At 66.4% G+C, this 23,551-nt stretch carries 24 protein-coding genes; 22 read left to right on the top strand and 2 right to left on the bottom strand.

Features of this window, described 5'->3' with window-relative positions:
• Positions 1–45 precede the first annotated feature (45 nt).
• The 11 genes from RIT73_RS04720 (at position 46) to dapF (ending at position 10,699) form a co-directional block, all read left to right on the top strand.
• The gene (locus tag RIT73_RS04720) at positions 46–2,778 is read left to right on the top strand and encodes a DNA translocase FtsK (protein WP_309130900.1); all 2,733 of its coding nucleotides are present in this window, start codon (positions 46–48) and stop codon (positions 2,776–2,778) included.
• Positions 2,779–2,804: 26 nt separating this feature from the next.
• A complete protein-coding gene (gene pgsA / locus RIT73_RS04715; RefSeq protein ID WP_309130899.1) occupies positions 2,805–3,428 on the top strand; it encodes a CDP-diacylglycerol--glycerol-3-phosphate 3-phosphatidyltransferase in 624 nt (207 codons plus the stop codon).
• A gap of 4 nt (positions 3,429–3,432) precedes the next feature.
• Positions 3,433–3,951, top strand: coding sequence for a CinA family protein (locus RIT73_RS04710; protein WP_309130898.1), 519 nt, complete (start codon positions 3,433–3,435; stop codon positions 3,949–3,951).
• Between the two features lie 180 nt (positions 3,952–4,131).
• Positions 4,132–4,461, top strand: coding sequence for a helix-turn-helix transcriptional regulator (locus tag RIT73_RS04705; RefSeq protein ID WP_309130897.1), 330 nt, complete (start codon positions 4,132–4,134; stop codon positions 4,459–4,461).
• On the top strand, positions 4,461–4,688 hold the full coding sequence (locus tag RIT73_RS04700; RefSeq protein ID WP_309130896.1) for a DUF3046 domain-containing protein: 228 nt from the start codon (positions 4,461–4,463) through the stop codon (positions 4,686–4,688). The genes RIT73_RS04705 and RIT73_RS04700 overlap by 1 nt, the downstream gene beginning before the upstream one ends.
• A 210-nt stretch (positions 4,689–4,898) precedes the next feature.
• Positions 4,899–5,990 carry a recombinase RecA gene (gene recA / locus RIT73_RS04695; protein ID WP_309130895.1) on the top strand — a complete coding sequence of 364 codons (1,092 nt, stop codon included), beginning with the start codon at positions 4,899–4,901 and terminating at the stop codon, positions 5,988–5,990.
• Complete coding sequence (locus RIT73_RS04690; protein ID WP_309130894.1) at positions 5,971–6,642, top strand: regulatory protein RecX; 672 nt, start codon at positions 5,971–5,973, stop codon at positions 6,640–6,642. Before recA ends, RIT73_RS04690 begins: the two co-directional genes overlap by 20 nt.
• 26 nt (positions 6,643–6,668) lie before the next feature.
• Positions 6,669–8,174: a tRNA (N6-isopentenyl adenosine(37)-C2)-methylthiotransferase MiaB gene (miaB, locus tag RIT73_RS04685; RefSeq protein WP_309130893.1), complete on the top strand. Its 1,506-nt coding sequence runs from the start codon at positions 6,669–6,671 to the stop codon at positions 8,172–8,174.
• A 1-nt stretch (position 8,175) separates the two neighbouring features.
• Positions 8,176–8,841 (top strand): hypothetical protein, encoded by a 666-nt coding sequence (locus tag RIT73_RS04680; protein WP_309130892.1) that lies wholly within the window; start codon positions 8,176–8,178, stop codon positions 8,839–8,841.
• 1 nt (position 8,842) lies between these two features.
• Positions 8,843–9,757 carry a tRNA (adenosine(37)-N6)-dimethylallyltransferase MiaA gene (gene miaA, locus RIT73_RS04675; RefSeq protein ID WP_309130891.1) on the top strand — a complete coding sequence of 305 codons (915 nt, stop codon included), beginning with the start codon at positions 8,843–8,845 and terminating at the stop codon, positions 9,755–9,757.
• Between the two features lie 9 nt (positions 9,758–9,766).
• Positions 9,767–10,699, top strand: coding sequence for a diaminopimelate epimerase (dapF, locus tag RIT73_RS04670; protein WP_309130890.1), 933 nt, complete (start codon positions 9,767–9,769; stop codon positions 10,697–10,699).
• Between the two features lie 62 nt (positions 10,700–10,761).
• Here dapF and RIT73_RS04665 read toward each other — a convergent pair whose 3' ends face one another.
• Positions 10,762–11,388: a methyltransferase gene (locus RIT73_RS04665; protein ID WP_309130889.1), complete on the bottom strand. Its 627-nt coding sequence runs from the start codon at positions 11,386–11,388 to the stop codon at positions 10,762–10,764.
• Positions 11,389–11,489: 101 nt separating this feature from the next.
• Here RIT73_RS04665 and hflX point away from each other — a divergent pair, with 101 nt between their 5' ends.
• Positions 11,490–12,965 (top strand): GTPase HflX, encoded by a 1,476-nt coding sequence (gene hflX, locus RIT73_RS04660; protein WP_309130888.1) that lies wholly within the window; start codon positions 11,490–11,492, stop codon positions 12,963–12,965.
• Positions 12,962–14,929, top strand: a complete 1,968-nt coding sequence (locus RIT73_RS04655) for an ATP-dependent DNA helicase (RefSeq protein WP_309130887.1) — start codon at positions 12,962–12,964, stop codon at positions 14,927–14,929. Before hflX ends, RIT73_RS04655 begins: the two co-directional genes overlap by 4 nt.
• A gap of 6 nt (positions 14,930–14,935) precedes the next feature.
• Here RIT73_RS04655 and lexA read toward each other — a convergent pair whose 3' ends face one another.
• A complete protein-coding gene (gene lexA / locus RIT73_RS04650; protein WP_309130886.1) occupies positions 14,936–15,691 on the bottom strand; it encodes a transcriptional repressor LexA in 756 nt (251 codons plus the stop codon).
• Between the two features lie 232 nt (positions 15,692–15,923).
• On the opposite strand from lexA, the gene RIT73_RS04645 reads away from it, so the two are divergent.
• From RIT73_RS04645 to RIT73_RS04605, 9 genes are all read left to right on the top strand, one after another.
• On the top strand, positions 15,924–16,271 hold the full coding sequence (locus tag RIT73_RS04645) for a LysM peptidoglycan-binding domain-containing protein (RefSeq protein ID WP_309130885.1): 348 nt from the start codon (positions 15,924–15,926) through the stop codon (positions 16,269–16,271).
• A gap of 9 nt (positions 16,272–16,280) precedes the next feature.
• A complete protein-coding gene (locus RIT73_RS04640) occupies positions 16,281–17,444 on the top strand; it encodes a histidinol-phosphate transaminase (protein ID WP_309130884.1) in 1,164 nt (387 codons plus the stop codon).
• A gap of 72 nt (positions 17,445–17,516) precedes the next feature.
• Positions 17,517–18,113 (top strand): imidazoleglycerol-phosphate dehydratase HisB, encoded by a 597-nt coding sequence (gene hisB, locus RIT73_RS04635; protein ID WP_309130883.1) that lies wholly within the window; start codon positions 17,517–17,519, stop codon positions 18,111–18,113.
• A gap of 42 nt (positions 18,114–18,155) precedes the next feature.
• Positions 18,156–18,998, top strand: coding sequence for a formate/nitrite transporter family protein (locus RIT73_RS04630; RefSeq protein ID WP_309130882.1), 843 nt, complete (start codon positions 18,156–18,158; stop codon positions 18,996–18,998).
• Between the two features lie 180 nt (positions 18,999–19,178).
• A complete protein-coding gene (locus tag RIT73_RS04625) occupies positions 19,179–19,781 on the top strand; it encodes a hypothetical protein (protein WP_309130881.1) in 603 nt (200 codons plus the stop codon).
• A complete protein-coding gene (hisH, locus tag RIT73_RS04620) occupies positions 19,778–20,395 on the top strand; it encodes an imidazole glycerol phosphate synthase subunit HisH (RefSeq protein ID WP_309130880.1) in 618 nt (205 codons plus the stop codon). Before RIT73_RS04625 ends, hisH begins: the two co-directional genes overlap by 4 nt.
• Before the next feature lie 106 nt (positions 20,396–20,501).
• On the top strand, positions 20,502–21,245 hold the full coding sequence (gene priA, locus RIT73_RS04615; protein WP_309130879.1) for a bifunctional 1-(5-phosphoribosyl)-5-((5-phosphoribosylamino)methylideneamino)imidazole-4-carboxamide isomerase/phosphoribosylanthranilate isomerase PriA: 744 nt from the start codon (positions 20,502–20,504) through the stop codon (positions 21,243–21,245).
• 2 nt (positions 21,246–21,247) lie between these two features.
• Positions 21,248–21,997 carry an SseB family protein gene (locus RIT73_RS04610; protein WP_309130878.1) on the top strand — a complete coding sequence of 250 codons (750 nt, stop codon included), beginning with the start codon at positions 21,248–21,250 and terminating at the stop codon, positions 21,995–21,997.
• 123 nt (positions 21,998–22,120) lie between these two features.
• A complete protein-coding gene (locus RIT73_RS04605) occupies positions 22,121–23,467 on the top strand; it encodes a M20 family metallopeptidase (protein ID WP_309130877.1) in 1,347 nt (448 codons plus the stop codon).
• Positions 23,468–23,551: the final 84 nt, after the last annotated feature.

Below are 23,551 nucleotides of genomic sequence, written 5' to 3'. Positions count from 1 at the left end.
CCCGGGACAAACGTTGTCACCGGTGCGTGGAGGGGAGTGGCCCACATGGCCGGAAACCGTGCGCGGAAGATCCTCAGTGACGAACCGACCGACAGCCCGACGAAGAGGGACGGCACAGCCTTCTTCCTCATCGGGCTCTCGATCGTCATTGCGGCCTTCGAATGGTGGAACATCCCCGGGGCGTTCGGAGCCGGCGTCCGCGCCGTCGTCGAAGGCACCTTCGGCCGCGTGGCCCTGGCCCTGCCGGTCATCTTCACCGGCTACGCGATCCGCCTCTTCCTCCGCGGAGACGACAACAGGGGCAACAACCGGATCCTCATCGGCATCATCCTGCTCCTGCTCGCGGCTTCGGGCCTCGCCCACATCGCCGCCGGCAACCCCAGCTTCGTCAACTCGCGCGCAGCCATGGCCAACGGCGGCGGAGCGCTCGGCTTCGTCATCTCCTCGCCGCTCGTCGTGGCCACCACCGTCTACGTGGCGGTGCCGCTGCTCGTGCTTCTCGGCCTCTTCTCCTTCCTCGTCATCACGGCGACCCCGGTGCGCTCGATCCCCGAACGTCTGACCGCCCTCTACCTGCGGCTCACCGGTGGACCCCGTGAGGAGCAGAGCGACGACTCCGAGGTTCCGAACTCGACCGATCTCGTCGCCGACAACTCCCACACCTCCAGCCTCAAACCGGTCATGGGCGCCAAGCGCCGGAGCCGGAAGAAGAAGACGGAGCTGCCGGAGCTCGACGAACCCCGATCCGTCGACGACGACATCGCGGAGAAGGCCTACGACAAGGCCTACATCCACGAGAACGAGGTCAGCGACGAAGAGGCCGACACCACGGTCATCGACACCCCGCAGTTCAAGCCGGGCGAACGCCGCCCGACCAAGGCGGAGCGCGAGACCGCGGCGCTGAAGAAGGTCATCGGCATGACCGAGGACGCACCGACCGTTGCGCACAGCGCGAAGCCCGCGGACGCCTCGGCGCCGGTGCCCGCCACGAACACCCCCGCCCCGCCGCCCACCGAGCAGCTGCCCGAGCGCGTCGAGCAGCTCACCTTGGCCGGCGACGTCACCTACACCCTGCCGAATTCCGACTACCTCGTGCCCGGCCCCCCGGCCAAGGAGCGCTCCGAGGCCAACGACCGGGTCGTCGAGGCCCTGCGCGACGTGCTCGATCAGTTCAAGATCGACGCCCAGGTCACCGGCTTCTCCCGCGGACCGACGGTGACCCGCTACGAGGTCGAGCTCGGCGCCGGCACCAAGGTGGAGAAGGTCACCGCGCTGAGCAAGAACATCTCCTACGCGGTCGCCAGCGCCGATGTCCGGATCCTCTCGCCGATCCCCGGCAAGAAGGCGATCGGCATCGAGATCCCGAACTCCGACCGCGAGAACGTCTCCCTCGGCGACGTGCTCCGCTCGAAGGCCGCCCGCAAGACCGAGCACCCCATGGTCATGGGCGTGGGCAAGGACGTCGAGGGCGGATTCGTCGTCGCCGACCTGTCGAAGATGCCCCACCTGCTCGTCGCCGGTGCGACCGGCGCCGGTAAGTCGAGCTTCGTCAACTCGATGATCACCTCGATCATGATGCGGGCCACCCCCGACGAGGTCCGCATGATCCTCGTCGACCCCAAGCGCGTCGAGCTGACGATCTACGAGGGCATCCCGCACCTGATCACCCCGATCATCACCAATCCCAAGAAGGCCGCCGAGGCGCTGGAATGGGTCGTGCGCGAAATGGACGCCCGCTACGACGACCTCGCGAACTTCGGGTTCAAGCACATCAAGGAGTTCAACAAGGCCGTCCGGGAGGGTCGCGTCCAGGTGCCCGCGGGCTCCGAGCGCGTGATCCAGCCCTACCCGTATCTGCTGGTCGTCGTCGACGAGCTCGCCGACCTGATGATGGTCGCCCCGCGCGACGTCGAAGCCTCGATCCAGCGCATCACCCAGCTTGCCCGTGCCGCCGGCATCCACCTGGTGCTCGCCACCCAGCGCCCCAGCGTCGACGTCGTCACCGGTCTGATCAAGGCCAACGTGCCCTCGCGGCTCGCCTTCGCGACCTCCTCACTGGCCGACTCCCGAGTCGTGCTCGACCAGCCGGGTGCTGAGAAGCTCATCGGTCAGGGTGACGCGCTGTTCCTGCCGATGGGCGCGGCCAAGCCGATGCGCGTCCAGGGCGCCTGGGTCAACGAATCCGAGATCGAGAAGGTCGTCGAACACGTCAAGGGCCAGCTGCAGCCGAACTACCGCGACGACGTCGCGGTGGAGGCGCCGAAGAAGCAGATCGACGAGGAGATCGGCGACGACCTCGACCTGCTGCTCCAGGCGGCCGAGCTCGTCGTCACCACCCAGTTCGGATCGACCTCGATGCTCCAGCGCAAGCTGCGCGTCGGCTTCGCGAAGGCCGGTCGCCTCATGGACCTGATGGAGTCGCGCGGCATCGTCGGACCCTCCGAGGGTTCCAAGGCCCGCGACGTGCTCGTGCGTCCCGAGGACCTGCCCGGAACCCTTGCCGTGATCAAGGGGGAGACACCGCCCGCCGGAGGTGCGTCCGCCGAGGCGGGTGGCGGGCAGCCATCGGCCGCGGCCGACTACGACGAGGAGTTCGACGACGACTACGGCGACGGGCCGACGTCCGCTTCCTCCCGTGGGGGAGGGGCCGGTGCCTATGGGGGAGCGGGCTCGCTCACCCACGGCGAGGACCTGAGGGTCGGAGACGTCGATCCCGACACCGGTCTCGAGGTCGTCGAAGCCAGTGGTGACGACGCGTGGGAGCTGACCGGGCGCTGAGGCCGACTCTCCGCTAGGGTTGAAGCGTGATAGATCGCGCAGAACCTCACCCCGCATCAGCCGAGCCGAGCCCCTGGAACATCGCCAACGCACTGACGGTCCTGCGGATCCTGCTCGTTCCCGTGTTCCTCATCCTCCTTCTCCAGGACGGCGGTGAGGATCTGACGGCGAGGTGGTGGGCGCTGGCCGTGTTCCTGCTGGCGATGCTCACGGACAAGATCGATGGGGATCTGGCCCGCAAGTACAACCTCATCACCGACTTCGGCAAGATCGCCGACCCGATCGCCGACAAATCCCTCATGGCCGCGGCGCTCATCGGCCTGGCGATGATCGCCGAGCTCCCATGGTGGGTTCCGGTCGTCATCCTCGTCCGTGAGCTCGGCATCACGGTGCTCCGGTTCTTCATGATCCGCACCGCAGTGATGCCCGCCTCCCGCGGCGGCAAGATCAAGACGGTGCTCCAGACGGTTGCCATCGGACTGTTCCTCCTGCTGTTCCCACTGGCCGCCGTGATTCCCGCCGCGGCCGCATCCGTCCTCCTCGTCGTAGCCTGGGTGGTCCTCATCGCCGCGATCGTCGTCACTGTCGTCACCGGCATCGACTACTGCCTGCAGGCGGCGCGGCTCGCCAAGGACCAGAACCGGGACTGAGCCCATGACCGACAGCCCGGAGCACAGCGACCGGTTCTCGCGCACTCGACAGTTGATCGCCACGTGCACGGAGATGGGTCTCTCGGTCGCCTCGGCGGAATCACTGACCGGGGGCCGGTTCGTCGCCTCCCTCGTCGACGTTCCCGGGGCGTCCGCCGTCGTCCGCGGCGGTCTCGTCACCTACGCCACCGACCTCAAGTCGAGCCTGGCCGGGGTCGATGCCGACCACCTCGAGGAGGTCGGACCCGTCGACCCGATCGTCGCCGCCCAGATGGCAGCCGGTGCGGCACGCAAATGCGTGGCCGACATCGGCGTCGCCTGCACGGGTGTGGCGGGCCCGGACCCGCAGGACGGCAAAGACGTCGGACTCGTCTACACGGCGATCGCCTTCGGCTCGCAGGCCAAGGTCAGCGAACACCATTTCGACGGGGACCGGGAGGCGATCCGCAGTCGCACGGTCGAGGCCATGGTGACGACGCTCACCGATTTCGTGTCCCAGCTGGCGTTCGGACCGGCCGGATAGGAATAACATCGGCTCCCGCGTCGTTGTCCCACTGATGACGAATGGAAGCACACCTGCCGGTTTCTCTGAATGGACTGGCAATACCATCAGCCCCTCAAGCAAGGTTGGCGCATATCGAGCGCCGGGCTGTAAAGTTGAGAGTATCCAGTCGATACGCGTGAACTGAGGAAGGGGCGCACCATGTTACTGAGAGTCGAAATCGGCGACGCATTGCGCTCCGCTCGCCGTCGTCAGGGACGCACCCTTCGTGATGTGTCCATGGGCGCGAGCGTATCGCTGGGTTACCTGAGCGAAATCGAACGCGGGCAGAAGGAAGCCTCCTCGGAGCTCCTCTCCGCGATCTGCGAAGCCCTCGAACTGCCGGTGTCGGCGTTGTTGAGCGAAGTCTCCGATCGTTTCGCCCTCGAAGAGGGCGTTCAGATCCCGGACACCATTCCGCAGGAGCTCTCCGACAAGGTCCTGGGACGCCCAGGCGGTTACGGCGCACCACGTTTGGCAGCCAAACCCTGATGCGCCACACCCTTTACTGGGTCCTGATGAACGAAGAGTTCGGCGAGGCGCGCGCGGCATCCCTGCACACCGATCTGGCGCTGAGCACGCTCGACTCGCGCACCGCCGAACAGGCATTCGAAGCGGGATTCGATCCGCGCGACATCTGGCTCGCGGTCTGCGACGCGATGAGCGTCCCCGAATCCCGTCGTCTCGGCCGCGAGAAGCCGCGGTCACGACCGTTCTGAGCCCGTCGGCAACGGTCTGCTGCGAGTGATTGCGACACACCTCGACATATATAGAACACGTGTTCCCATGTGAGCTATGCTGGTGAGTAATCGCGGGACCTGTGACCACGAGTGGCCGGTTGTCCACAGGGGATGAGCCTCCTCTGTTGTCATGTCAGTGCCATCTCCTAGCCTTGGTCTCAAAGGAAGAACGAACGTTGAGGAGACGTCATGGCACGTACACCGAAGAACCTGCAGATCCCGACCGGCAATGACCGTGCGAAGGCGCTCGAAGCCGCGATGGGGCAGATCGACCGCAACTACGGCAAGGGCGCGATCATGCGTCTGGGCGAAGGGGTCCGCGAACCCATCGAGGCGATTCCGACCGGATCGATCGCCCTCGACATCGCGCTGGGAATCGGCGGTCTGCCGCGTGGCCGCGTGGTCGAGATCTACGGCCCGGAATCCTCGGGTAAGACTACTGTGGCCCTCCATGCCGTGGCCAACGCGCAGAAGGCCGGAGGAATCGCCGGCTTCATCGATGCCGAGCACGCCCTCGATCCCGAGTACGCGAAGAAGCTCGGCGTCGACACCGATCAGCTCCTGGTCTCGCAGCCGGACACCGGTGAGCAGGCACTGGAGATCGCCGACATGCTGATCCGTTCCGGCGCGCTCGACGTCATCGTCATCGACTCCGTCGCGGCCCTGGTGCCCAAGGCTGAGATCGAGGGCGAGATGGGCGACAGTCACGTCGGACTGCAGGCCCGTCTGATGTCGCAGGCACTGCGCAAGATCACCGGCGCACTGGCTCAGTCGAAGACCACCGCGATCTTCATCAACCAGCTGCGTGAGAAGGTCGGCGTCTTCTTCGGATCCCCGGAGACGACCTCGGGCGGAAAGGCGCTGAAGTTCTACGCCTCCGTGCGCATCGACGTCCGCCGGATCGAAACGCTCAAGGAAGGTCAGGACGCGGTCGGCAACCGGACCCGCGCCAAGATCGTCAAGAACAAGGTGGCTCCGCCGTTCAAGCAGGCCGAGTTCGACATTCTGTACGGCCACGGCATCTCCCGCGAAGGCAGCCTCATCGATATGGGCGTCGACAATGGGATCATCCGCAAGTCCGGCTCCTGGTTCACCTACGACGGTGATCAGCTGGGACAGGGCAAGGAGAACGTCCGCAACTTCCTGCGCGACAACCCCGGCCTGGCCGAGGAGATCGAACTGAAGATCAAACACAAGCTCGGCATGATCAAGGTCGATGAGGCCGATGAGCCGGAAGACGCTCCCGCAGAGACCTCGGCCGATGACGTCGAGATCTCCTGAGCGAACGAGCCACGCCTCTCCCGAACCGAGCGCTGCCGGCGGCGGTTCGGGGAGGTCGGCTGCGACTGCAGACCAGCTGGAGGCGCTGAAGTCGGCGATCACCGAGATCGACCAGCGGCATGCGGAGGGCGAATCGCTCTTCCTCGCCGACAGTTCGCCAGACGACGACGAACTCGACGACTCCGACTTCGAGGCCGCCTATGCGAAGGCCAAGAAGACGGCGATGAACATGCTCGCGATGCGCGATCACTCCTGTGCCGAGCTGCGCGAGAAGCTGGGGAAGCGGGAGATCCCGGCACCGGTGATCGACGAACTCATCGCGAAGCTGGAGAAGTCGCGCCTGCTCGACGACGCAGAGTTCGCACAGCGCTACGTTCGCGCGCACCGAGAACGGCGCAAGCTCTCACGCACCGCGCTCAAACGCGAACTCAACAAGAAGGGGATCTCGCCCGACATCATCGCGGGAGTCGTCGAAGACGTCGACGGTGAGGAGGAGCTCGCGAGGCAGGTTGCCGAGAAGAAGGCCGCCTCCAGTCGCGGACTCGACTACGACGTGCGGCAGCGCAGGATCCTGGGCATGCTCGCCCGCCGAGGGTTCTCCTCGACCGTCTGCCTCAAGGTCACCCGCGAAGTCCTCGCCGACGACGAGTGAGCGAGAACAGCTAGAATAGTGGGGCCATGACTGAACTCATTGACTCACCCGCCCCCGAGACGTCGACCGCCGAGGCGCCGCGCAGCTACGAGGTGAAGACCTACGGCTGTCAGATGAACGTCCACGACTCCGAACGGCTCTCTGGCCTCCTCGACGACGCCGGGTACGTGCCCGCGGACACCGGGGACCAGGCCGACGTCGTCGTGTTCAACACGTGCGCTGTGCGTGAGAACGCCGACAACCGCCTCTATGGCAACCTCGGACGGCTCGCTCAGGTCAAGGAGAGGCGCCCCGATCTGCAGATCGCAGTGGGCGGGTGCATGGCACAGAAGGACCGCGACACGATCGTGAAGAAGGCCCCATGGGTCGACGTGGTCTTCGGAACCCACAACATGGGATCGCTGCCGGCTCTGCTCGAACGCGCACGGCACAACCAGGAAGCCCAGGTCGAGATCCTCGAGAGCCTCGATGTGTTCCCCTCCACCCTCCCGACGAGGCGTGAGTCCCAGCACTCGGGGTGGGTCTCCATCTCCGTCGGCTGCAACAACACATGCACCTTCTGCATCGTGCCCAGCCTTCGCGGCAAGGAGAAGGACCGGCGGCCCGGCGACATCCTCGCCGAGGTCGAGGCGCTCGTCGCCGACGGCGTCGTCGAAGTCACCCTGCTCGGCCAGAACGTCAACTCCTACGGCGCCGAGTTCCGCGACAAGGGCGCGTTCGCCAAGCTGTTGCGAGCAGTGGGCAATGTCGAGGGAATCGAACGAGTCCGCTTCACCAGCCCGCACCCCGCCGCTTTCTCCGACGACGTCATCGACGCGATGGCGGAGACGCCGACCGTCATGCCTCAGTTGCACATGCCGCTGCAGTCCGGCTCTGACACCATCCTCAAATCCATGCGACGGTCGTATCGGACCAGCCGCTTCATGCGCATCCTCGACAGCGTCCGGGAGCGCATCCCACACGCCGCAATCACCACCGACATCATCGTCGGATTCCCCGGAGAGACTGAAGAGGACTTCCAGGGCACGATGGACATCGTCCGCCGCGCCCGCTTCTCCCAGGCTTTCACCTTCCAGTACTCGATCCGCCCGGGCACCCCTGCCGCGACCATGCCGGATCAGATTCCCAAAGAGGTCGTGCAGGAACGCTTCGAGCGCCTCATCGCCCTCCAGGACGAGATCGCCTGGGACGAGAACAAGGCGCAGATCGGTCGCGAGGTCGAAGTCCTCGTCACCGCTCTGCCCCACGGGGATTCCCCACGGCTGAGCGGACGGGCCGCGGACAACCGGCTGGTCCACGTGGGAATCCCGGACGGCGCCGAGGTGGCCCGTCCCGGTGACTTCGTCACGGCCACCGTCACCGACGCGAAACCCTACTTCCTGCTGGCCGACTCCGGATACAGCCTCCGACGCTCCCGCGCCGGTGACGCCTACGACAGGGCGCAAGCCGAGAGCTGCGGGGCGCCCACACCGGGCCAGAGCAAGGCAGGAGCCACGAACCTGGGAATGCCGACGATCCGCGTCGGCAACTGAGATGGCCCGGTTCGCCCTCATCCCCGCCGCACCCATCCTGCTCGAGAACATCGATCTGCTCGAATCGGCCCGCACCGCCGCCCTGCGAGCTGAGGTGGAAGGCGTGCTGAGCAGCCGCGAGGTGTGGTCACTGCCCGTGGACACGCTGCCCCCGCTGGCCGGCCTCGGCGGTCTGGGGATCGACCGCGGCATCGACACCCGGACCGGTCAGCTGCTGTCCGGAGAGGACTGGGTCGAGGCTGTGAGGGCACTGTCCCCCGAGGAGCGGGCAGCCTGCGAATCCGCGCACCCCGGCGTCGCCGTGGCCCTGATGCACGCGCATTCCGCCGGAGTCAGGCTCGGGCCTCTCGGCGCCGCTGACGACCTGGTGGTGCCGCTCGACCTGTCCGTGGCCGCCTCGCCGGATGCGCCCCTGGCTCCCACAGCAGGGGCAGCCGCATTCGATGACGCGCTCGTCGCCGCGCTCACCGCGGGCGAGGTGCCGGCACTGCTCGCCCTCACCCCAGGAGCGGCCTCTGCACATGCCGACATCGAGCTGCTCACGGCCGCCTTGGCCCATCTGGCAGAACGATCTCAGGGGTCGACTCCGTCACTCACCCTCGACAGGACGGTCTTCGACGCGGACGTCCACGACGTCAGATCCCTGTGCGCAACGGGAAGCTGCTGAGATGAGCGTCGACGAACCCATCATCGTCATCGTCGGTGCCACCGCCACCGGCAAATCGGACCTCGCCCTCGACCTGGCCGAGCACCTCGGCGGGGAGATCATCAACACCGATTCGATGCAGTTCTACCGCGGAATGGACATCGGCACGGCGAAGCTGCCGGCGGTCGAACGACGGGGCATCGACCACCACCTCATCGACATCCTCGACGTGACCGAGGAAGCCAACGTCCAGACCTTCCAGACGCAGGCGCGCACCGCCATCGCCGAGATCCGGTCCCGCGGCAGACGCCCGATCCTCGTCGGAGGATCCGGTCTGTATGTGCGCGCGGTCATCGACCGGATGGGCTTTCCCGGCACCGACCCTCAGGTGAGGGCGCGAATCGAAGCCGAAGTCGACGCGGACCGGTGGGGACAGCACCGCCGGCTGGCTGCCATCGACCCCGAGGCCGCCGTGAAGATCACCCCCAACGACGTCCGCCGGATCGTGCGGGCGCTCGAAGTCATCGAACTGACCGGCGAGCCGTTCAGCGCCCAGCTGCCCGATTACCAGGAGATCGAGCCGACCGTGCAGATCGGCTTGCACGTCGACCGGGAGATCCTCCACTCCCGCATCGCCTCCCGAGTGCACGCGATGTGGGAGCAGGGGTGGGTCGACGAAGTCGTCGACCTGCTGGGTCGCGGACTTGCCCGCGGGAAGACCGCGTCCCGCGCCATCGGCTACGCCCAGATCCAGGCGCATCTGGCGGAAGAGCTGAATCGCGCCGAGGCGCAGGAACAGACGATCGTCAAGACCCGACAGTTCGCCCGCCGGCAGGACACGTGGTTCCGCCGCGACCCACGGATTAAGTGGATCGACGCCGGCGCCGGTGACCCGCAGGCGAATCTCGCCCGCAGCCTCGAGCTGCTCACCGAATAGGATGGAACCATGAACTTCCCGGACTCGCCCTTCGCCGACATCTCCGGCACCGTCTTCTACAAAGGCCACGGCACGCAGAACGACTTCGTGTTCCTGGCCGATGACGATGGTCAGCTGACCCTGCGCACCGACACCATCGCCGCGCTGGCCGACAGGCGAGTCGGGTTGGGCGCCGACGGCATCATCCGCGTTGTCCGGTCCGAGGTCAGCGGGATCCCGGGAGCCCTCGACCAGGCGCAGGCCGGAGCCGAGTGGTACATGGACTACTACAACCACGACGGCAGCGTGTCCGAGATGTGCGGCAACGGGGTGCGCGCCTTCGCCCACACCCTCATCGAGACCGGCCGGGTCCCCGCCGAGGCCGACGAGATCCGGGTGGCCACCCGGGACGGAATCAAGACCGTGCGCCGCGTCACGAACCCGACCGAAACCGCCGACTCCTGGTACGAGATCGACATGGGTACCTGGTCACTCGACGACGACCCCGTGCTCGTGACCACCGCCGGAATCGACGTGGCCCGCCCGGGCCTGAGCGTCGAGACCGGCAACCCGCACACCGTGGTCGCCCTCGCCGAATTCGCCGAGCTCGAATCCGCCGACCTCCGCGATGCCCCCGCGCTCGACCCGGTGCCCGCCAACGGGTCCAACATCGAATACATCGTCATGGAACCCGCGCGCAGCGACATCGCCGGGGGAGAGGGCGCGCTGAAGATGCGCGTCTTCGAACGCGGAGTCGGTGAGACCCGCTCCTGCGGGACGGGCGCGTGCGCGGCGGCGATCGCCGCTCACCACTGGGCAGGAGCCCAGTCACCGGTGCAGTGGCGCGTCGACGTTCCCGGCGGTCAGCTGCGGATCGGCATCACGATCGCCGAGGCGGAGAACCGGGGCACGGTCACCCTCGCCGGCCCGGCGGTCATCGTCGCCACCGGCGCGATCGGCTGAGCGAACGCGTTACTGGCTGAGGTGACCGCGTTCCTGCGCGCACAGCTTCAGCCCGCGGCCGATCAGGCTGACGACTGCGCGCGGTGGATCGTGAGGACGCGATACCCCTTCGATGAACCCGTCCGCTTCACGGTGAAGGTCTCGCCGAGGGTCTCGCTCAGCCACCGGTGCAGCGAATCGGCGCCGAGGTTCTTGGACACGACGAGGTCGGCGCGACCGCCGGGAGCCAGCCGCGGGATCCAGGTGCTGAGCAGGTCGTGGAGGGCGTCCTTGCCGACGCGGATCGGGGGATTCGAACGGATAGCGGTGAACTGGAGGTCCGCGGGGATCTGCTCGGCGGTGACCGCCTTGATCGAGTCCAGACCCAGACGCTTCGCATTCGCAGCGGTCGACTCGAGTGACCGGGAGTTGACGTCGAGGGCCCACACGGTGACATCCACCTCGGCGTCCTTGGCGTTCAGCGCCGCATCGAGGGCGATCGGACCCCAACCGCACCCCAGATCCAGGAGATTCCCCGGCTCCGGTGCGGGCAGATGACGCAGGAGCACCGACGTTCCCAGGTCGAGGCGGGTGGGGGAGAACGTCCCGCCGACGGTGGTGACGGTGACCTCGTGACCGCCCAGTTCGAGATTCAGCTCACGCTGCTTGGCATCGCTGCTGGGGGATTCGGTGAAATAGTGCTCTGACACCGTTACAGTCTAGTGGCCTGTGGGATAATTGATGGACACCTGAATACGCACCACCGGCTCCGGGCGCAGACCGCCCGCCGCCACAGAGAACAAAGGAATGAATGACGCCCACTGACAAAGAGCGCCGGGACGCAATGCTTGACCGTGTGCTCTCGCGAGGCGCTCAGGCGCTCGGCAACCACGAATCGGACGTCGACGAGGATTCGCAGTTCGACCTCGCCGAACGCGCCGCGCTCAAACGAGTCGCCGGCCTCTCGACCGAACTCGAGGACATCACCGAGGTCGAATACCGACAGATCCGCCTCGAGCGGGTCGTGCTGGCAGGCCTCTGGAACACCACCCTGGCTGAAGCCGAGAACTCGATCCGGGAACTGGCGGCTCTCGCCGAGACCGCAGGCTCGATGGTCCTCGACGCCGTCATCCAGCGCCGCGAGAAGCCGGACCCGGGCACGTACCTGGGCCGAGGCAAAGCCGCTGAGCTCGCCGAGATCGTCGCCTCTGTCGGCGCCGACACCGTCATCGTCGACTCCGAACTCGCCCCCAGCCAACGGCGCGGGCTCGAGGACGTCATCAAGGTCAAGGTCGTCGACCGCGTCGCCCTGATCCTCGACATCTTCGCCCAGCATGCGAAGTCCCGCGAGGGCAAGGCCCAGGTCGAACTCGCCCAGCTCGAATACCTCCTGCCCAGGCTGCGCGGTTGGGGTGAGTCCCTGTCCCGCCAGGCCGGTGGACGTGTCGCCGGCGGTGCCGGGATCGGCTCGCGCGGTCCCGGTGAGACGAAGATCGAACTCGACCGGCGCCGGATCCGGGCCCGGATGTCGAAGCTGCGCAAGGAGATCGCGGCGATGGCCCCGGCCAGGGAGACGAAGCGGAAGAATCGCACCCGCAATCACATCCCCTCGGTCGCGATCGTCGGATACACGAACGCCGGGAAATCCTCGCTGCTCAACCGGCTCACCGACGCCGAGGTGATGGTGCAGAACGCACTGTTCGCCACCCTTGATCCCACGGTCAGGCAGTCGCAGACCTCCGAGGGGATCACGTTCACGTTCACCGACACCGTCGGTTTCGTCCGCAACCTCCCGCACCAGCTGGTCGAGGCCTTCCGGTCGACCCTCGAGGAGGCCGCCGACTCCGATCTGCTCCTCCACGTCGTCGACGCCTCGCACCCGGATCCGCACGGGCAGATCAGTGCGGTGCGTGATGTGCTCAAGGACGTCGAGACGCGTGACATCGCCGAGCTCATCGTCTTCAACAAGGCCGACATCGCCGAGGAGACGGTGTTGACGGGGCTGCGCGCGGAGTACCCACACGCGCGGTTCGTCTCGGCTGCGACGGGGGAGGGCATTCCCGAACTCGTCGAAACCATCGAGGAGAAGCTGCCCTCGCCGAATGTCGAGGTCTCGGTCCTCATCCCGTACGAGCGCGGTGACCTTGTGTCGAAGATCTATGCCCTGGGCTCCGTCGAACGCGAAGAGCACACCACGGGCGGCACCGCCCTGCATGCGAAGGTGCCTCAGGAGCTGGCCGCAGAGCTCGACGACTTCCGACGTCCGGACATGGTCATCGGCGAGTGAGCACTGTCGAACAACTGCTCGAGTCTGCCGTTGCGGCCATCGGCGGATCGCCCAGGCAGGGACAGTCGGACATGGCCCAGGCGGTCGGATCGGCGCTCGACAACGGCGTCCATCTGCTCGTCCAAGCGGGAACCGGCACGGGAAAGTCCCTGGCGTACCTGGTCCCCGCCGCCGAGTTCGCCAGCCGCACCGGCAGCAAGGTCATCGTCTCCACGGCGACCCTGGCGCTGCAGACGCAGATCATCCACCGTGATCTGCCGCGCCTGTTCAAAGCGGTGAAGAAGGACCTCAGCCCACTGCCACGCGCCGCCCTGCTCAAGGGCCGACGCAACTATGTGTGCAAGCACAAGCTTGCCGGCGGCTACCCGGACGAGGGCGAGGGAATGCTCTTCGACCTCGGCGCCGATGCCGCCGCCGGTCGCACCCCCTCCGAGCGCAGCGGGTTGGGCGAGGAGATCCAGCGGATCCGCAGCTGGGAGAAGATCACCGACACCGGTGACCGGGACGACCTCATGCCCGGCGTCAGCGACCGCGCCTGGGCTCAGGTCTCGGTCAACGCCTTCGACTGCCTGGGCTCGAACTGCCCCCTGTACACCGAGTGCTTCGCCGAGATCGCGCGCAACACCGCCGCCGAGGCGGACATCGTCGTGACCAATCATGCGCTGTTGGCCATCGACGCCTTCGGGGAGAACACCGTCCTGCCCGAACACGACGTCATCATCATCGACGAGGCGCACGAGCTCAAGGACCGGGTGACCAGCGCCCTGTCGGGACAGCTGAATGCGAGCATGCTCCAGGCCGCGACGAGTTCCGTGCGCAAGCACACCGCCGTCCAGGATGGCGTCGTCGCCCTCCTCGACTCCGCCGCCGCGGCTCTGGAGCGGGCGATGGGCCACGTGAGCGAGGGACTCATCAATACGATGAGTGAGTCTTTGGCGCTGGCCCTGGCCCAGGTCCGTGATTCGGCCCGGCAGATCATCAACGACATCGGCGGCAAGAGCGAGGACGCGGATGCGGGCCGGCAGATGGCCAAGGCCCGCTGCCAGGAGATCTTCGAACTCGCCGAGCGCTTCTGCGACCCCGGGAAGAACGACGTCGTGTGGCTCTCGCGCAGCACCTTCCGGGAGAAGGAGACGACGAACCTCGTCGTCGCACCGCTGAGCGTGGCCGGGACCATGCGTTCGGGGATCTTCGAGGAATCGACCGTGGTCGCCACCTCGGCGACGCTGTCCCTGGGTGGGAACTTCGACGCGGTCGCTGCCTCACTGGGACTCTTCGGACCCGATGCGCCGAGGTGGGACTCTCTCGACGTCGGCTCGCCGTTCGACTATGGCAAGCAGGGCATCCTCTATGTCGCCTCGCACCTGCCGAAGCCGGGCCGGAGCGGGCTCAGCGAAATGGCCCTCAACGAGCTCGAGGAGCTGGTCACGGCTTCGAACGGGGGAGCGCTGGGACTGTTCTCCTCGCGGGCGGCCGCGAATGCCGCCGCCGAGTACCTGCGCGCGAAGTTCAACCTGCCGATCCTGCTCCAGGGCGATGATGGTCTGCCGTCCCTGGTCTCGCAGTTCGCCGCCGACGACACCGCGTGCCTGTTCGGGACGATGTCACTGTGGCAGGGAGTCGACGTCCCCGGGCGCACGAACCGGCTGGTCATCATCGACCGGCTGCCGTTCCCCAGGCCAGACGACCCGCTCATGCAGGCCCGGTCGAAGGACGCAGACAGCAGGGGCGTCAACGGATTCATGGCCGTCAGCGCCACGCATGCCGCGCTGCGTCTGGCTCAGGGCGCCGGGCGTCTGATCCGCTCGACCTCGGACAAAGGGGTTGTGGCGGTCCTCGATTCCCGGCTGCGCTCCGCCCGTTACGGCGGCTACCTCGTCAACTCGATGCCGGACATGTGGCCGACGACGAACGCGGCCGTGGTGAAGAAGAGCCTCCAACGACTTTCGCAGGCGCCGAGCTGACAGACTTCAGAGACGGCGGATGACCGCGACGACCAGCCCCATGATCTGGGCGTAGGTTCCGTCGATCGGTTCGTAGTCCTTGTTCTGCGGCAGCAGCCACTGCTGGCCGGCCTTGCGCTTGAGCGTCTTCACCGTCGCCTCGCCGTCGAGGAGCGCGGCGACGATCTGGCCGTTGTCGGCCGTGTGCTGCTTGCGCACGACCACCCAGTCGTCGTGGCAGATGGCCGCTTCGATCATCGAATCGCCGACGACCTTGAGCAGGAACATCTCACCGGAGCCGACGACCTGGGTCGGCAGGGAGAAGATGTCGTCGATCTCCTGCTCGGCGAGGATCGGCCCGCCGGCGGCGATCCGTCCGACGACGGGGACCTGCACGGTGTTGTGCGACAGCTGCTCGAACTTCTCCCGTTCGGCCTCTTCCTCTTCGAAGGGATTGACGACCTCGATGGCACGGGGACGCTTGGGGTCGCGCCGGACGTAGCCGAGCCGTTCGAGTTGGGACAGCTGGTGCGCAACGCTCGAGAGCGAGGCCAGACCAGCTGCCTTCCCGATCTCCCGCATGCTCGGCGGATACCCGTTGGCGACCACGGCGCGTTCGATGGTCTCGAGCACCAGGCGCTGGCGCGGTGTCAGCCGGTAGTCGCCCTCTCCGGTCGAGCCTTCCGGAATGGCGACGTCTTCGTCTTCGTTGCGGGCTGCCGCGATCTCGCTGGCAACGTCTTCGTTGCGCGGGCGGCCTCTGCCCCTCTTGCCCTGAACCATTGCTCGTTCCCCTTCGTTCTAATCCCCGCGTCACCGCTGGATTCCCGCCGCTGCGAAGTCTCGTGTCAGTGCCGCCTGAGATGGTTCCTTCAGACCAATCAACAACGCTGGTTCCTCCTCATTGTCGCATAGATGTTCGAGTTGGACTGGACATTTGTTCGATTGGCATGTTGAATAGAACAGACGTTCTACCTATTGCTGGTGGAATCGTACGAATGAAAGAGGTAAAGCGATGTCTGCACAGATCCTGCCGGCGCTGGCCCCGGAACTGCACGTCACTGCCCGCGGCCGTCGAGCACTCCGCCTGCTCCGGACCATCATCTTCGCCCTCGTGATCGTCGGCGGAGCGTTCTTCGTCGCCACCCAGTCCTCCACCGCCGAGGCGGTCTCCGGATCCGCAGCCGTCGGCATCGACGCCGAGTCCGTCATCGTCGAAGAGGGACAGTCCCTGTGGGAGGTGGCAGTCGGTCTCGATCTCGACCGCGACCCTCGTGATGTCGTCGCCGACATCGTCGAGATCAACCACCTGTCCTCGCCCGTGGTGCACCCGGGGCAGACCCTGGACGTGCCGCGCCGCTAGACTTATCGGGTGGGAAACATCGAATCTCTGCCCGTGCGTTCGGACCTCGAGGGCCTCAAGCCCTACGGCGCTCCGCACCTCAACGTCCCAGTGCAGCTGAATGTCAATGAGAACGCCTATCCGATCCCCGAGATCGTCGTGGACTCGATGCGGGCGGCCGCCGACAGCCACTTCGCCGGGCTCAACCGCTACCCGGACCGTGAGTTCGACGATCTGCGTGACCACCTCGTCGATTATCTGAATGGCGTCAACGACAGGGCCGGTACGCAGGTCGCATTGAGCCCGGACATGATCTGGGCGGGCAACGGCTCGAATGAGGTCCTCTCGCACATCGTCCAGGCGTTCGGAGGACCGGGACGCACCGCACTCGGCTTCACCCCCTCCTACTCCATGCACCCGCTGATCACCACCGGCACCGGAGCGACCTGGCAGGCAGCGGCGCGGGACGAGGAGTTCGACCTCTCCGCCGAGTTCGTCGCCGCCGAGGTGGCCCGGGTCGATCCCGACATCGTCTTCCTCTGCACCCCGAACAACCCAACGGGAACCTCGATCGGCCTCGACGTCATCGAAGCCGCCTATGACAACTGCTCGGGGATCGTCATCGTCGATGAGGCCTATGCCGAGTTCTCCCGACCCGCGAAGCCATCGGCGATGACCCTGCTCGAGGGGCGTCCGCGCCTCGTCGTGTCCCGCACGATGAGCAAGGCCTTCGCCTGTGCGGGCCTGCGGCTCGGCTACGCGATCGCCGCCCCCGAACTCATCGACACACTGCGCCTGGTGCGTCTGCCCTACCACCTGTCGTCGATCACCCAAGCCCTGGCCTGCGCCGCGCTCGAACACGCCGATCTTCTGCTCGACAACGTCGACCGTCTCATCGACTCGCGCAACCGCATCGCCGAGCACCTGGCACGCGTCGGATTCCGGGTCTACCCGAGCGACTCCAACTTCGTCCTCTTCGGCAACGTCGCCTCGCCACCCGCACTGTGGCAGCAGCTGCTCGACCGGGGGATCCTCATCCGCGACATCGGCATCCCGCACCACGCGCGGGTCAACGCCGGCACCGACGAGGAGACCACCGCGTTCCTGGCAGCCGTTGATGAGATCCTCGCTGCAGACCCACAGGTGCTCGCCGATTCGCACCCCGGCGCGGATCAGCAGCTGACCGAAGCGTGAGCACTGAGAACTTCCGCATCGGATCCAGGTGACAATGGAGTCCGATCGCCCCACACCAACGAAAGGCTCCTCATGAGGCAGGCCCAGCGCTCTCGCGAGACCTCCGAATCCTCGGTCTCCGTCTCCATCGACCTCGACGGAACCGGTCAGTCGGAGATCTCGACCAGCGTGCCCTTCTTCGACCACATGCTCACCGCCCTGTCCAAGCACTCGCTCATCGACATGGAGATCAAGGCCGAAGGCGATACGCACATCGACGTCCACCACACCGTCGAGGACACCTCGATCGTGCTCGGCCAGGCACTGGGCGAGGCGCTGGGGGACAAGGCGGGGATCCGCCGTTACGGTCACGCCGCGGTGCCCCTGGACGAATCCCTGGCCCGCTGCGTCATCGACGTCTCCGGTCGGCCCTACTTCGTCCACGTCGGCGAGCCGGAGGGGCAGCAGTACCACCTCATCGGCGGCCACTTCACCGGTTCGATGACCTCCCACGCCTTGGAGTCCCTGGCATTCCATGCGGGGCTGACCGTTCACCTCGACCTGCTGCGCGGGCGGGACCCGCACCACATCGTCGAAGCACAGTTCAAGGCCTTCGCCCGAGCGCTGCGCGAAGCGATCGAGTTCGACGCTCGCAACAGCACCGTGCCGAGCACCAAGGGAGTTCTGTGAGCACCACTGTGTGCTTCGAATAGAGTCCCCTATACTCGGCCAATGACTGAGAAGCAGCAGCGCAAACGGTTGGGCAAGAATGATTTCGACCTCGAAGACGCCCTTGTCACGGAGGCCGCCACGACCGTCGTCGAAGGTGCCAATCGACTGAATCGGAAATGGCCTGAACTTCTCGTCACTGGCGTCTTCGGAGGCGTCGACGTGGGTCTGGGAATCTTGGCGATGATTCTCGTCAAGCAGGCAACCGGATCTGAGATCCTCGCCGGCATGGCCTTCGGCATCGGCCTGCTCGCGTTGAAGCTTGCCCACTCGGAACTCTTCACCGAAGAATTCCTCCTGCCTCTCAACGCCGTCGTCGCCGGCCAAGCCACCGTGATCCAGATTCTTCGTCTCTGGTCGGTGACTCTGATCACCAACCTGCTGGGAGGTCTCGCTTTCGGGTGGCTGATCGCGGTGGGCTTGCCCGATTACCACCAGGTTCTCGTCGACATGGCTCTCAGTTACATCGACCAGCCCTCTCTCCTCGTGATGATCGCTTTGTCACTCTTGGCTGGGGCCACGATCACCCTGTCAACCCGTATGCAGCAGGGCACAGAAAACGACGTTGTCTCCGCCATCGTGTGCATGAGCACGGGTCTGCTGGTCATCGGCTTCGGAATGCTTCACGGGGCCATCAACGCGATCGTCATCTTCACCGCTATGCTGGCCGGCGCCGAGATCTCGATTCTGGACTTCCTGCAATGGTTCGCGATAGTCATCGTTTTCAACATGCTCGGCGGGCTGCTGATCATTTCACTGCCACGAATCATCCGTACTCGTCGAATTCTCTGGGCAGTGCGCACAGGTCAGGTCTCTCTGGAAGAACTGGAGAGCCAGTCCAGCTGAGCCCTGAGCCGGCGGTGGCCATAAGAACGATCGGACAAAGTGTGACAGTGCGTTCGGATGGCCTGATCGCTGTGGCGCAGATGCCTGTTGGTAGTCTTGAGGCATGAAAATTCAGTACGTGCAGACCAGTTGCAGAGTAGGGCCGCGATCCCAGTGCTGGCGCGGCTTGAGTGGTGGTCTGTGAGTACCACCGTCGTCGTCACTCCGTTCGGAGTCGCGAGCCAGTTGGCGGCCGCCTGTGTGCTGTCGAACATCAAGGGAACGATCGTGCCGATCGGAGACTTCTCCGGCATCGTCCTCTCCGACACCGACGTGCAGGCCGGGAACGAAGCGGCCGCTGCGATCTCGAAGCTCGCAGGCAAGCACGAAGTGCTGCTGCTCGTGCGCAGTGAGGAGCAGATCGACGCCGGTCACTACCGCAACGGAGTGCGCGAATCCGACGTGCCGGCCGGACTGGCGCTGAAGAACCTGCCCGATGTGCTCGAGAAGCTGCTGCTCGAACTTGTCCGCCCCGAAGACGTCGAAGGCAACATCCCGACCTCATCGATGACCAAACTCCAGGCCAGTGCGCAGACGATGTCACCCGACAGGGCCGCAGTGGCGAGAACCGCACTGCTGTGGATCGTCGTCGCCCTGCTGGCCGGAGTCGTCACCGCGTTCGGCATCACCGTCGGACTCGGCGGCAATACAGTGGCCTGGGTCGTCGCCGTATTCGGCATCATCGTCCTCGGCTTCTCGCTCTGGCGCATCCGCCACGTCCTGACGAAGGGAGCCGCGCAATGAAGAAGATCGCCGTTCTCGACTACGGCGCCGGCAACATCCGGTCCGCCGTCCGTGCTGCGGAGGCAGCAGGCGCCGAGGTGACCCTGACCGCCGACCACGACGTCATCGACTCCGCCGACGGACTCCTCGTCCCCGGCGTCGGCGCGTACTCAGCGGTGATGGCCGGACTCGAGAAAGTCGGAGCCGTCGACCTCATCCGCAGCTGGCACGAGCAGCAGCGCCCCCTGCTAGGCATCTGCGTCGGACTCCAGGTCTTCTTCGCCGCAGGCGAGGAGCACGGGGTGCACACGACAGGAATCGGGCTGTGGCCCGGAGCCGTGACCGCACTCAAGGCGCCGGTGGTGCCGCACATGGGCTGGTCTCACATCGCCGCCCCGGCACAGACGAAGATGTTCGCAGGCGTGGAGAACGAGATGTTCTACTTCGTCCACTCCTACGCCGCCACCGAGGCACCGCCGAACACCCTGGTCACCACCGCCACACACGGCAGCGACTTCATCGCCGCCGTCGAGGACGGCACCACCTGGGCGGCCCAGTTCCACCCGGAGAAGTCGGCCGACGCCGGCGCAGGACTGCTGCGCAATTGGCTGAGAGCCAACAGCGCCGACAGCTGAGCCCGTCGCGTGCGCACCTGAGCCCGCAGCTCGAGCACCTGAGCCCGCCGCCTGCACACCTGAATCCGCCGCCGTCCAACGAGACCCTCACCGCAGAAAGGTCACCATGACTGACACCCCGAACTCGAACCGACTCGTTCTGCTGCCCGCAGTCGATGTCGCCGACGGCAAGGCCGTCCGCCTCGTCCAGGGCGAGGCCGGCACCGAAACCGACTATGGCTCTCCCATCGACGCCGCCCACGACTTCGAATCCCGCGGCGCCGAGTGGATCCACCTCGTCGATCTCGATGCGGCATTCGGACGCGGTTCCAACTCGGAGCTGCTCAACCAGGTCGTCAAGGCAGTCGGGATCAAGGTCGAACTCTCCGGCGGCATCCGGGACACCGAAAGCCTCGAACGCGCGCTCGACACCGGCGCGGAGCGGGTCAACATCGGCACTGCGGCGCTCGAGAACCCGGAATGGACGGCGGAGATGATCTCGCGCTTCGGCGACCAGGTCGCCATCGGCCTCGACGTCCGCGGCACCACCTTGGCCGCGCGTGGCTGGACCGAGGACGGGGGAGACCTCTACGACGTCCTCGCCACCCTCGAAGCCGCCGGCTGCGCCCGCTACGTCGTCACCGACGTCCGCAAGGACGGCACCCTGCAGGGACCCAACCTCGAACTCCTGCGCGATCTCGCTGAGAAGACGGACAAGCCGATCGTCGCCTCGGGCGGAGTCTCGAGCCTCGAGGACCTGAAGAACCTGCGCGAACTCGTGCCGCTCGGCGTCGACTCCGCGATCGTCGGCAAAGCTCTCTACGCCGGCAAGTTCACCCTCGAAGAAGCCCTCGACGTCGCCGGACGCTGAGGATGTCCACCGATTCCGCCGGTCAGCCCTGGGCCGGGCGCGAGCTCAAGCCGAACCCGTTCTCCGGTGACACCGGGCTCGGGGACGAACAGCTGCTGGCAGCTCTGGCCCAGGTGCACGCGTCTCCGCTTGAGGCGGACCGTCACCGGCAGGTCATCGCGACGCTGCCCGGGGTGCGCCTCTACGCTCCCATCGTCCCGATCGCGCTCGATCACGAAGTCGGCGAGCACGGGCACATGGTCGACAACTCCTCAGAGCTGGGGATGGTCCGCCTGCAGGCCGAGGACGGTCGCGAATGCACCCCCGGCTTCAGCTCGATCCCTCCGCTGACGCAGTGGCACGAGGCGGCCCGCCCGGTGCCCGTCGAAGCCGAGCGGCTCATCCTCGGCGCGATCGAGGCCAACTCGCAGCTCGTCGTCCTCGACCCCGGGGCCCCGCACCCCTTCCTCCTGCGACGCCCGGCGATGTTCGCCTTCGTCCAGGGGAAGGAGTGGACCCCGTCCTGGGCCGACGCCGAGGTGGGCCGGAGACTCGCGGAGCTCGGGCAGTCGTTCCCGTGGCTGGCCTCGGTTTCGGTCAGCCCGGGCAGTGCCAACGTCCACCTTGGGGGACCGGAGCTCGGCATCACTCTCGTGGTCGAAGACAAGGTCCCCGCCGCCGAGGTGCAGCGTTTCCAACAAGCGGTCGTTGGAGATGAAGAGCTCGTGCAGAAGATCGACTCCCTCGCGATCCGGCTCCAGCTCAGGGAGTGATCTAGTCGCAGAGTGGTCCGGCACCCGCTTCGGTGCGGCGCCCTGATCGCCGGTCAGTTCCGATCAGCGGGACCTGACCGCGTCGCTCGTGACCTGGGCGGCGGGTGCCGTTAGCCTGAATGCATGAGCGAATTGCGAGATCTCAGCCAGCCAGTTGCTCCTGACGACAGCTATCTCGATCACATCGAACGCGAGACAGAAGCCCGAGCCGCCACAGCAGCAGGATGGGAATCCGAGTTCGCCGGTGCACCCGATTCCTCGACCCGACGGCTTGCTGAGGGCATCGACGAAGTCTCCGACGACCTCGTCGGCCTGCTCCGCACCATCCACGGGCTCGCCGAGACCGCATTCGACGAACACCGGTCGGCCGCAGCGATCGCCGACCTCGTCGCCTCCCATGGAACCGCCGTCGAGCAGGGCGTGTACGGCCTCGACACGGCAGTCTGGGCGACGACCGGTTCGGGCAAGGGACGCACGATCGCCATCCTCGCCGAGTACGATGCCCTGCCGGGAATCGGCCACGGCTGCGGACACAATCTCATCGCCACGTGCGCGGTCGGCGCGTTCCTGTCCCTCGCCGCGCTGCACGCCTCGGACCCCGACGCGGTGCCCGGAACCGTCGTCCTCCTGGGCACCCCGGCCGAAGAAGGACACTCCGGCAAGGAGCTCATGGCTCGCGAAGGAGCCTTCGACGGGATTGACGCTGCCATCATGGTCCACGGCTACGGCTACGACTGCGCAGACCAGGTGTGGCTCGGTCGCCGTCTGCTCGACGTCACGTTCAAAGGGGTGCCCGCTCACGCCTCGGCGCAGCCATTCATGGGTAAGAATGCACTCGATGCGGCCAATCTCTTCTACCAAGGGTTGGGGCTGCTGAGGCAGCAGATGCCGCCCATCTCCCGCCTGCATGCCGTCGTCTCCGAAGGCGGGACGCGGCCGTCGATCATCACCGAGCTCGCGCAGGTCAAGTGCTATGTGCGCTCAAAGTACCCGGAGACGCTCAAGGAGCTCTCCGCCCGGGTCGAGGACGTCGCGAAGGGGGCGGCGCTGATGACCGGGACGGGCGTCGACATCCGCTGGGACGAGCACGCGCCGTCCCTGCCGGTGCGCGGCAATGATGCGCTGACCAGGCGCTGGGCTCTCCACGAGGAAGAGCGCGGGAGGCATCCGGTGCCGGCGGGAGTGCTCGACGAGTCGATCGCCGCGTCCACCGACTTCGGGAACGTGTCTTACCGCATCCCCGGAATCCATCCGCTGCTGAAGACAGCGGATTCCGAGGTCGCGCTCCACACCCGCGAGTTCGCGGCCGCCGCCGTCTCCGATGACGCCGAGGTCGCGGCGCGGGACGGCGCCTATGGTCTTGCGTGCACGGCGCTGGACTTCCTCGTTGACGATGATCTCGCCGCCGAGGTGGTCGCCGATTTCCAGCGCGCCGGAGGTGCCATCGACGTGCCCAACTACTTCAACTGAGAATCCGCCTGCGCTGAAGGCGCACGAGCACTGCCGTAGCCACGCCACCACCATGTCGACACAACGAGGTATCGAGGAGAGACG

This window comes from Brevibacterium sp. (assembly GCF_031179145.1).
Lineage (GTDB): Bacteria > Actinomycetota > Actinomycetes > Actinomycetales > Brevibacteriaceae > Brevibacterium.
Note: the sequence above shows the minus strand (reverse complement) of the source record. Positions and strands in the feature narration are given on the sequence as shown.

Coding starts and splice junctions, on each gene's coding strand:
- RIT73_RS04720 (WP_309130900.1), top strand. CDS start 46: ATGGCCGGAAACCGTGCGCGGAAGATCCTCAGTGACGAACCGACCGAC.
- RIT73_RS04710 (WP_309130898.1), top strand. CDS start 3,433: ATGACCGACAGCCCGGAGCACAGCGACCGGTTCTCGCGCACTCGACAG.
- RIT73_RS04705 (WP_309130897.1), top strand. CDS start 4,132: ATGTTACTGAGAGTCGAAATCGGCGACGCATTGCGCTCCGCTCGCCGT.
- RIT73_RS04700 (WP_309130896.1), top strand. CDS start 4,461: ATGCGCCACACCCTTTACTGGGTCCTGATGAACGAAGAGTTCGGCGAG.
- recA (WP_309130895.1), top strand. CDS start 4,899: ATGGCACGTACACCGAAGAACCTGCAGATCCCGACCGGCAATGACCGT.
- RIT73_RS04690 (WP_309130894.1), top strand. CDS start 5,971: ATGACGTCGAGATCTCCTGAGCGAACGAGCCACGCCTCTCCCGAACCG.
- miaB (WP_309130893.1), top strand. CDS start 6,669: ATGACTGAACTCATTGACTCACCCGCCCCCGAGACGTCGACCGCCGAG.
- RIT73_RS04680 (WP_309130892.1), top strand. CDS start 8,176: ATGGCCCGGTTCGCCCTCATCCCCGCCGCACCCATCCTGCTCGAGAAC.
- miaA (WP_309130891.1), top strand. CDS start 8,843: ATGAGCGTCGACGAACCCATCATCGTCATCGTCGGTGCCACCGCCACC.
- dapF (WP_309130890.1), top strand. CDS start 9,767: ATGAACTTCCCGGACTCGCCCTTCGCCGACATCTCCGGCACCGTCTTC.
- hflX (WP_309130888.1), top strand. CDS start 11,490: ATGACGCCCACTGACAAAGAGCGCCGGGACGCAATGCTTGACCGTGTG.
- lexA (WP_309130886.1), bottom strand. CDS start 15,691: ATGGTTCAGGGCAAGAGGGGCAGAGGCCGCCCGCGCAACGAAGACGTT.
- RIT73_RS04645 (WP_309130885.1), top strand. CDS start 15,924: ATGTCTGCACAGATCCTGCCGGCGCTGGCCCCGGAACTGCACGTCACT.
- hisB (WP_309130883.1), top strand. CDS start 17,517: ATGAGGCAGGCCCAGCGCTCTCGCGAGACCTCCGAATCCTCGGTCTCC.
- RIT73_RS04630 (WP_309130882.1), top strand. CDS start 18,156: ATGACTGAGAAGCAGCAGCGCAAACGGTTGGGCAAGAATGATTTCGAC.
- hisH (WP_309130880.1), top strand. CDS start 19,778: ATGAAGAAGATCGCCGTTCTCGACTACGGCGCCGGCAACATCCGGTCC.
- priA (WP_309130879.1), top strand. CDS start 20,502: ATGACTGACACCCCGAACTCGAACCGACTCGTTCTGCTGCCCGCAGTC.
- RIT73_RS04610 (WP_309130878.1), top strand. CDS start 21,248: ATGTCCACCGATTCCGCCGGTCAGCCCTGGGCCGGGCGCGAGCTCAAG.
- RIT73_RS04605 (WP_309130877.1), top strand. CDS start 22,121: ATGAGCGAATTGCGAGATCTCAGCCAGCCAGTTGCTCCTGACGACAGC.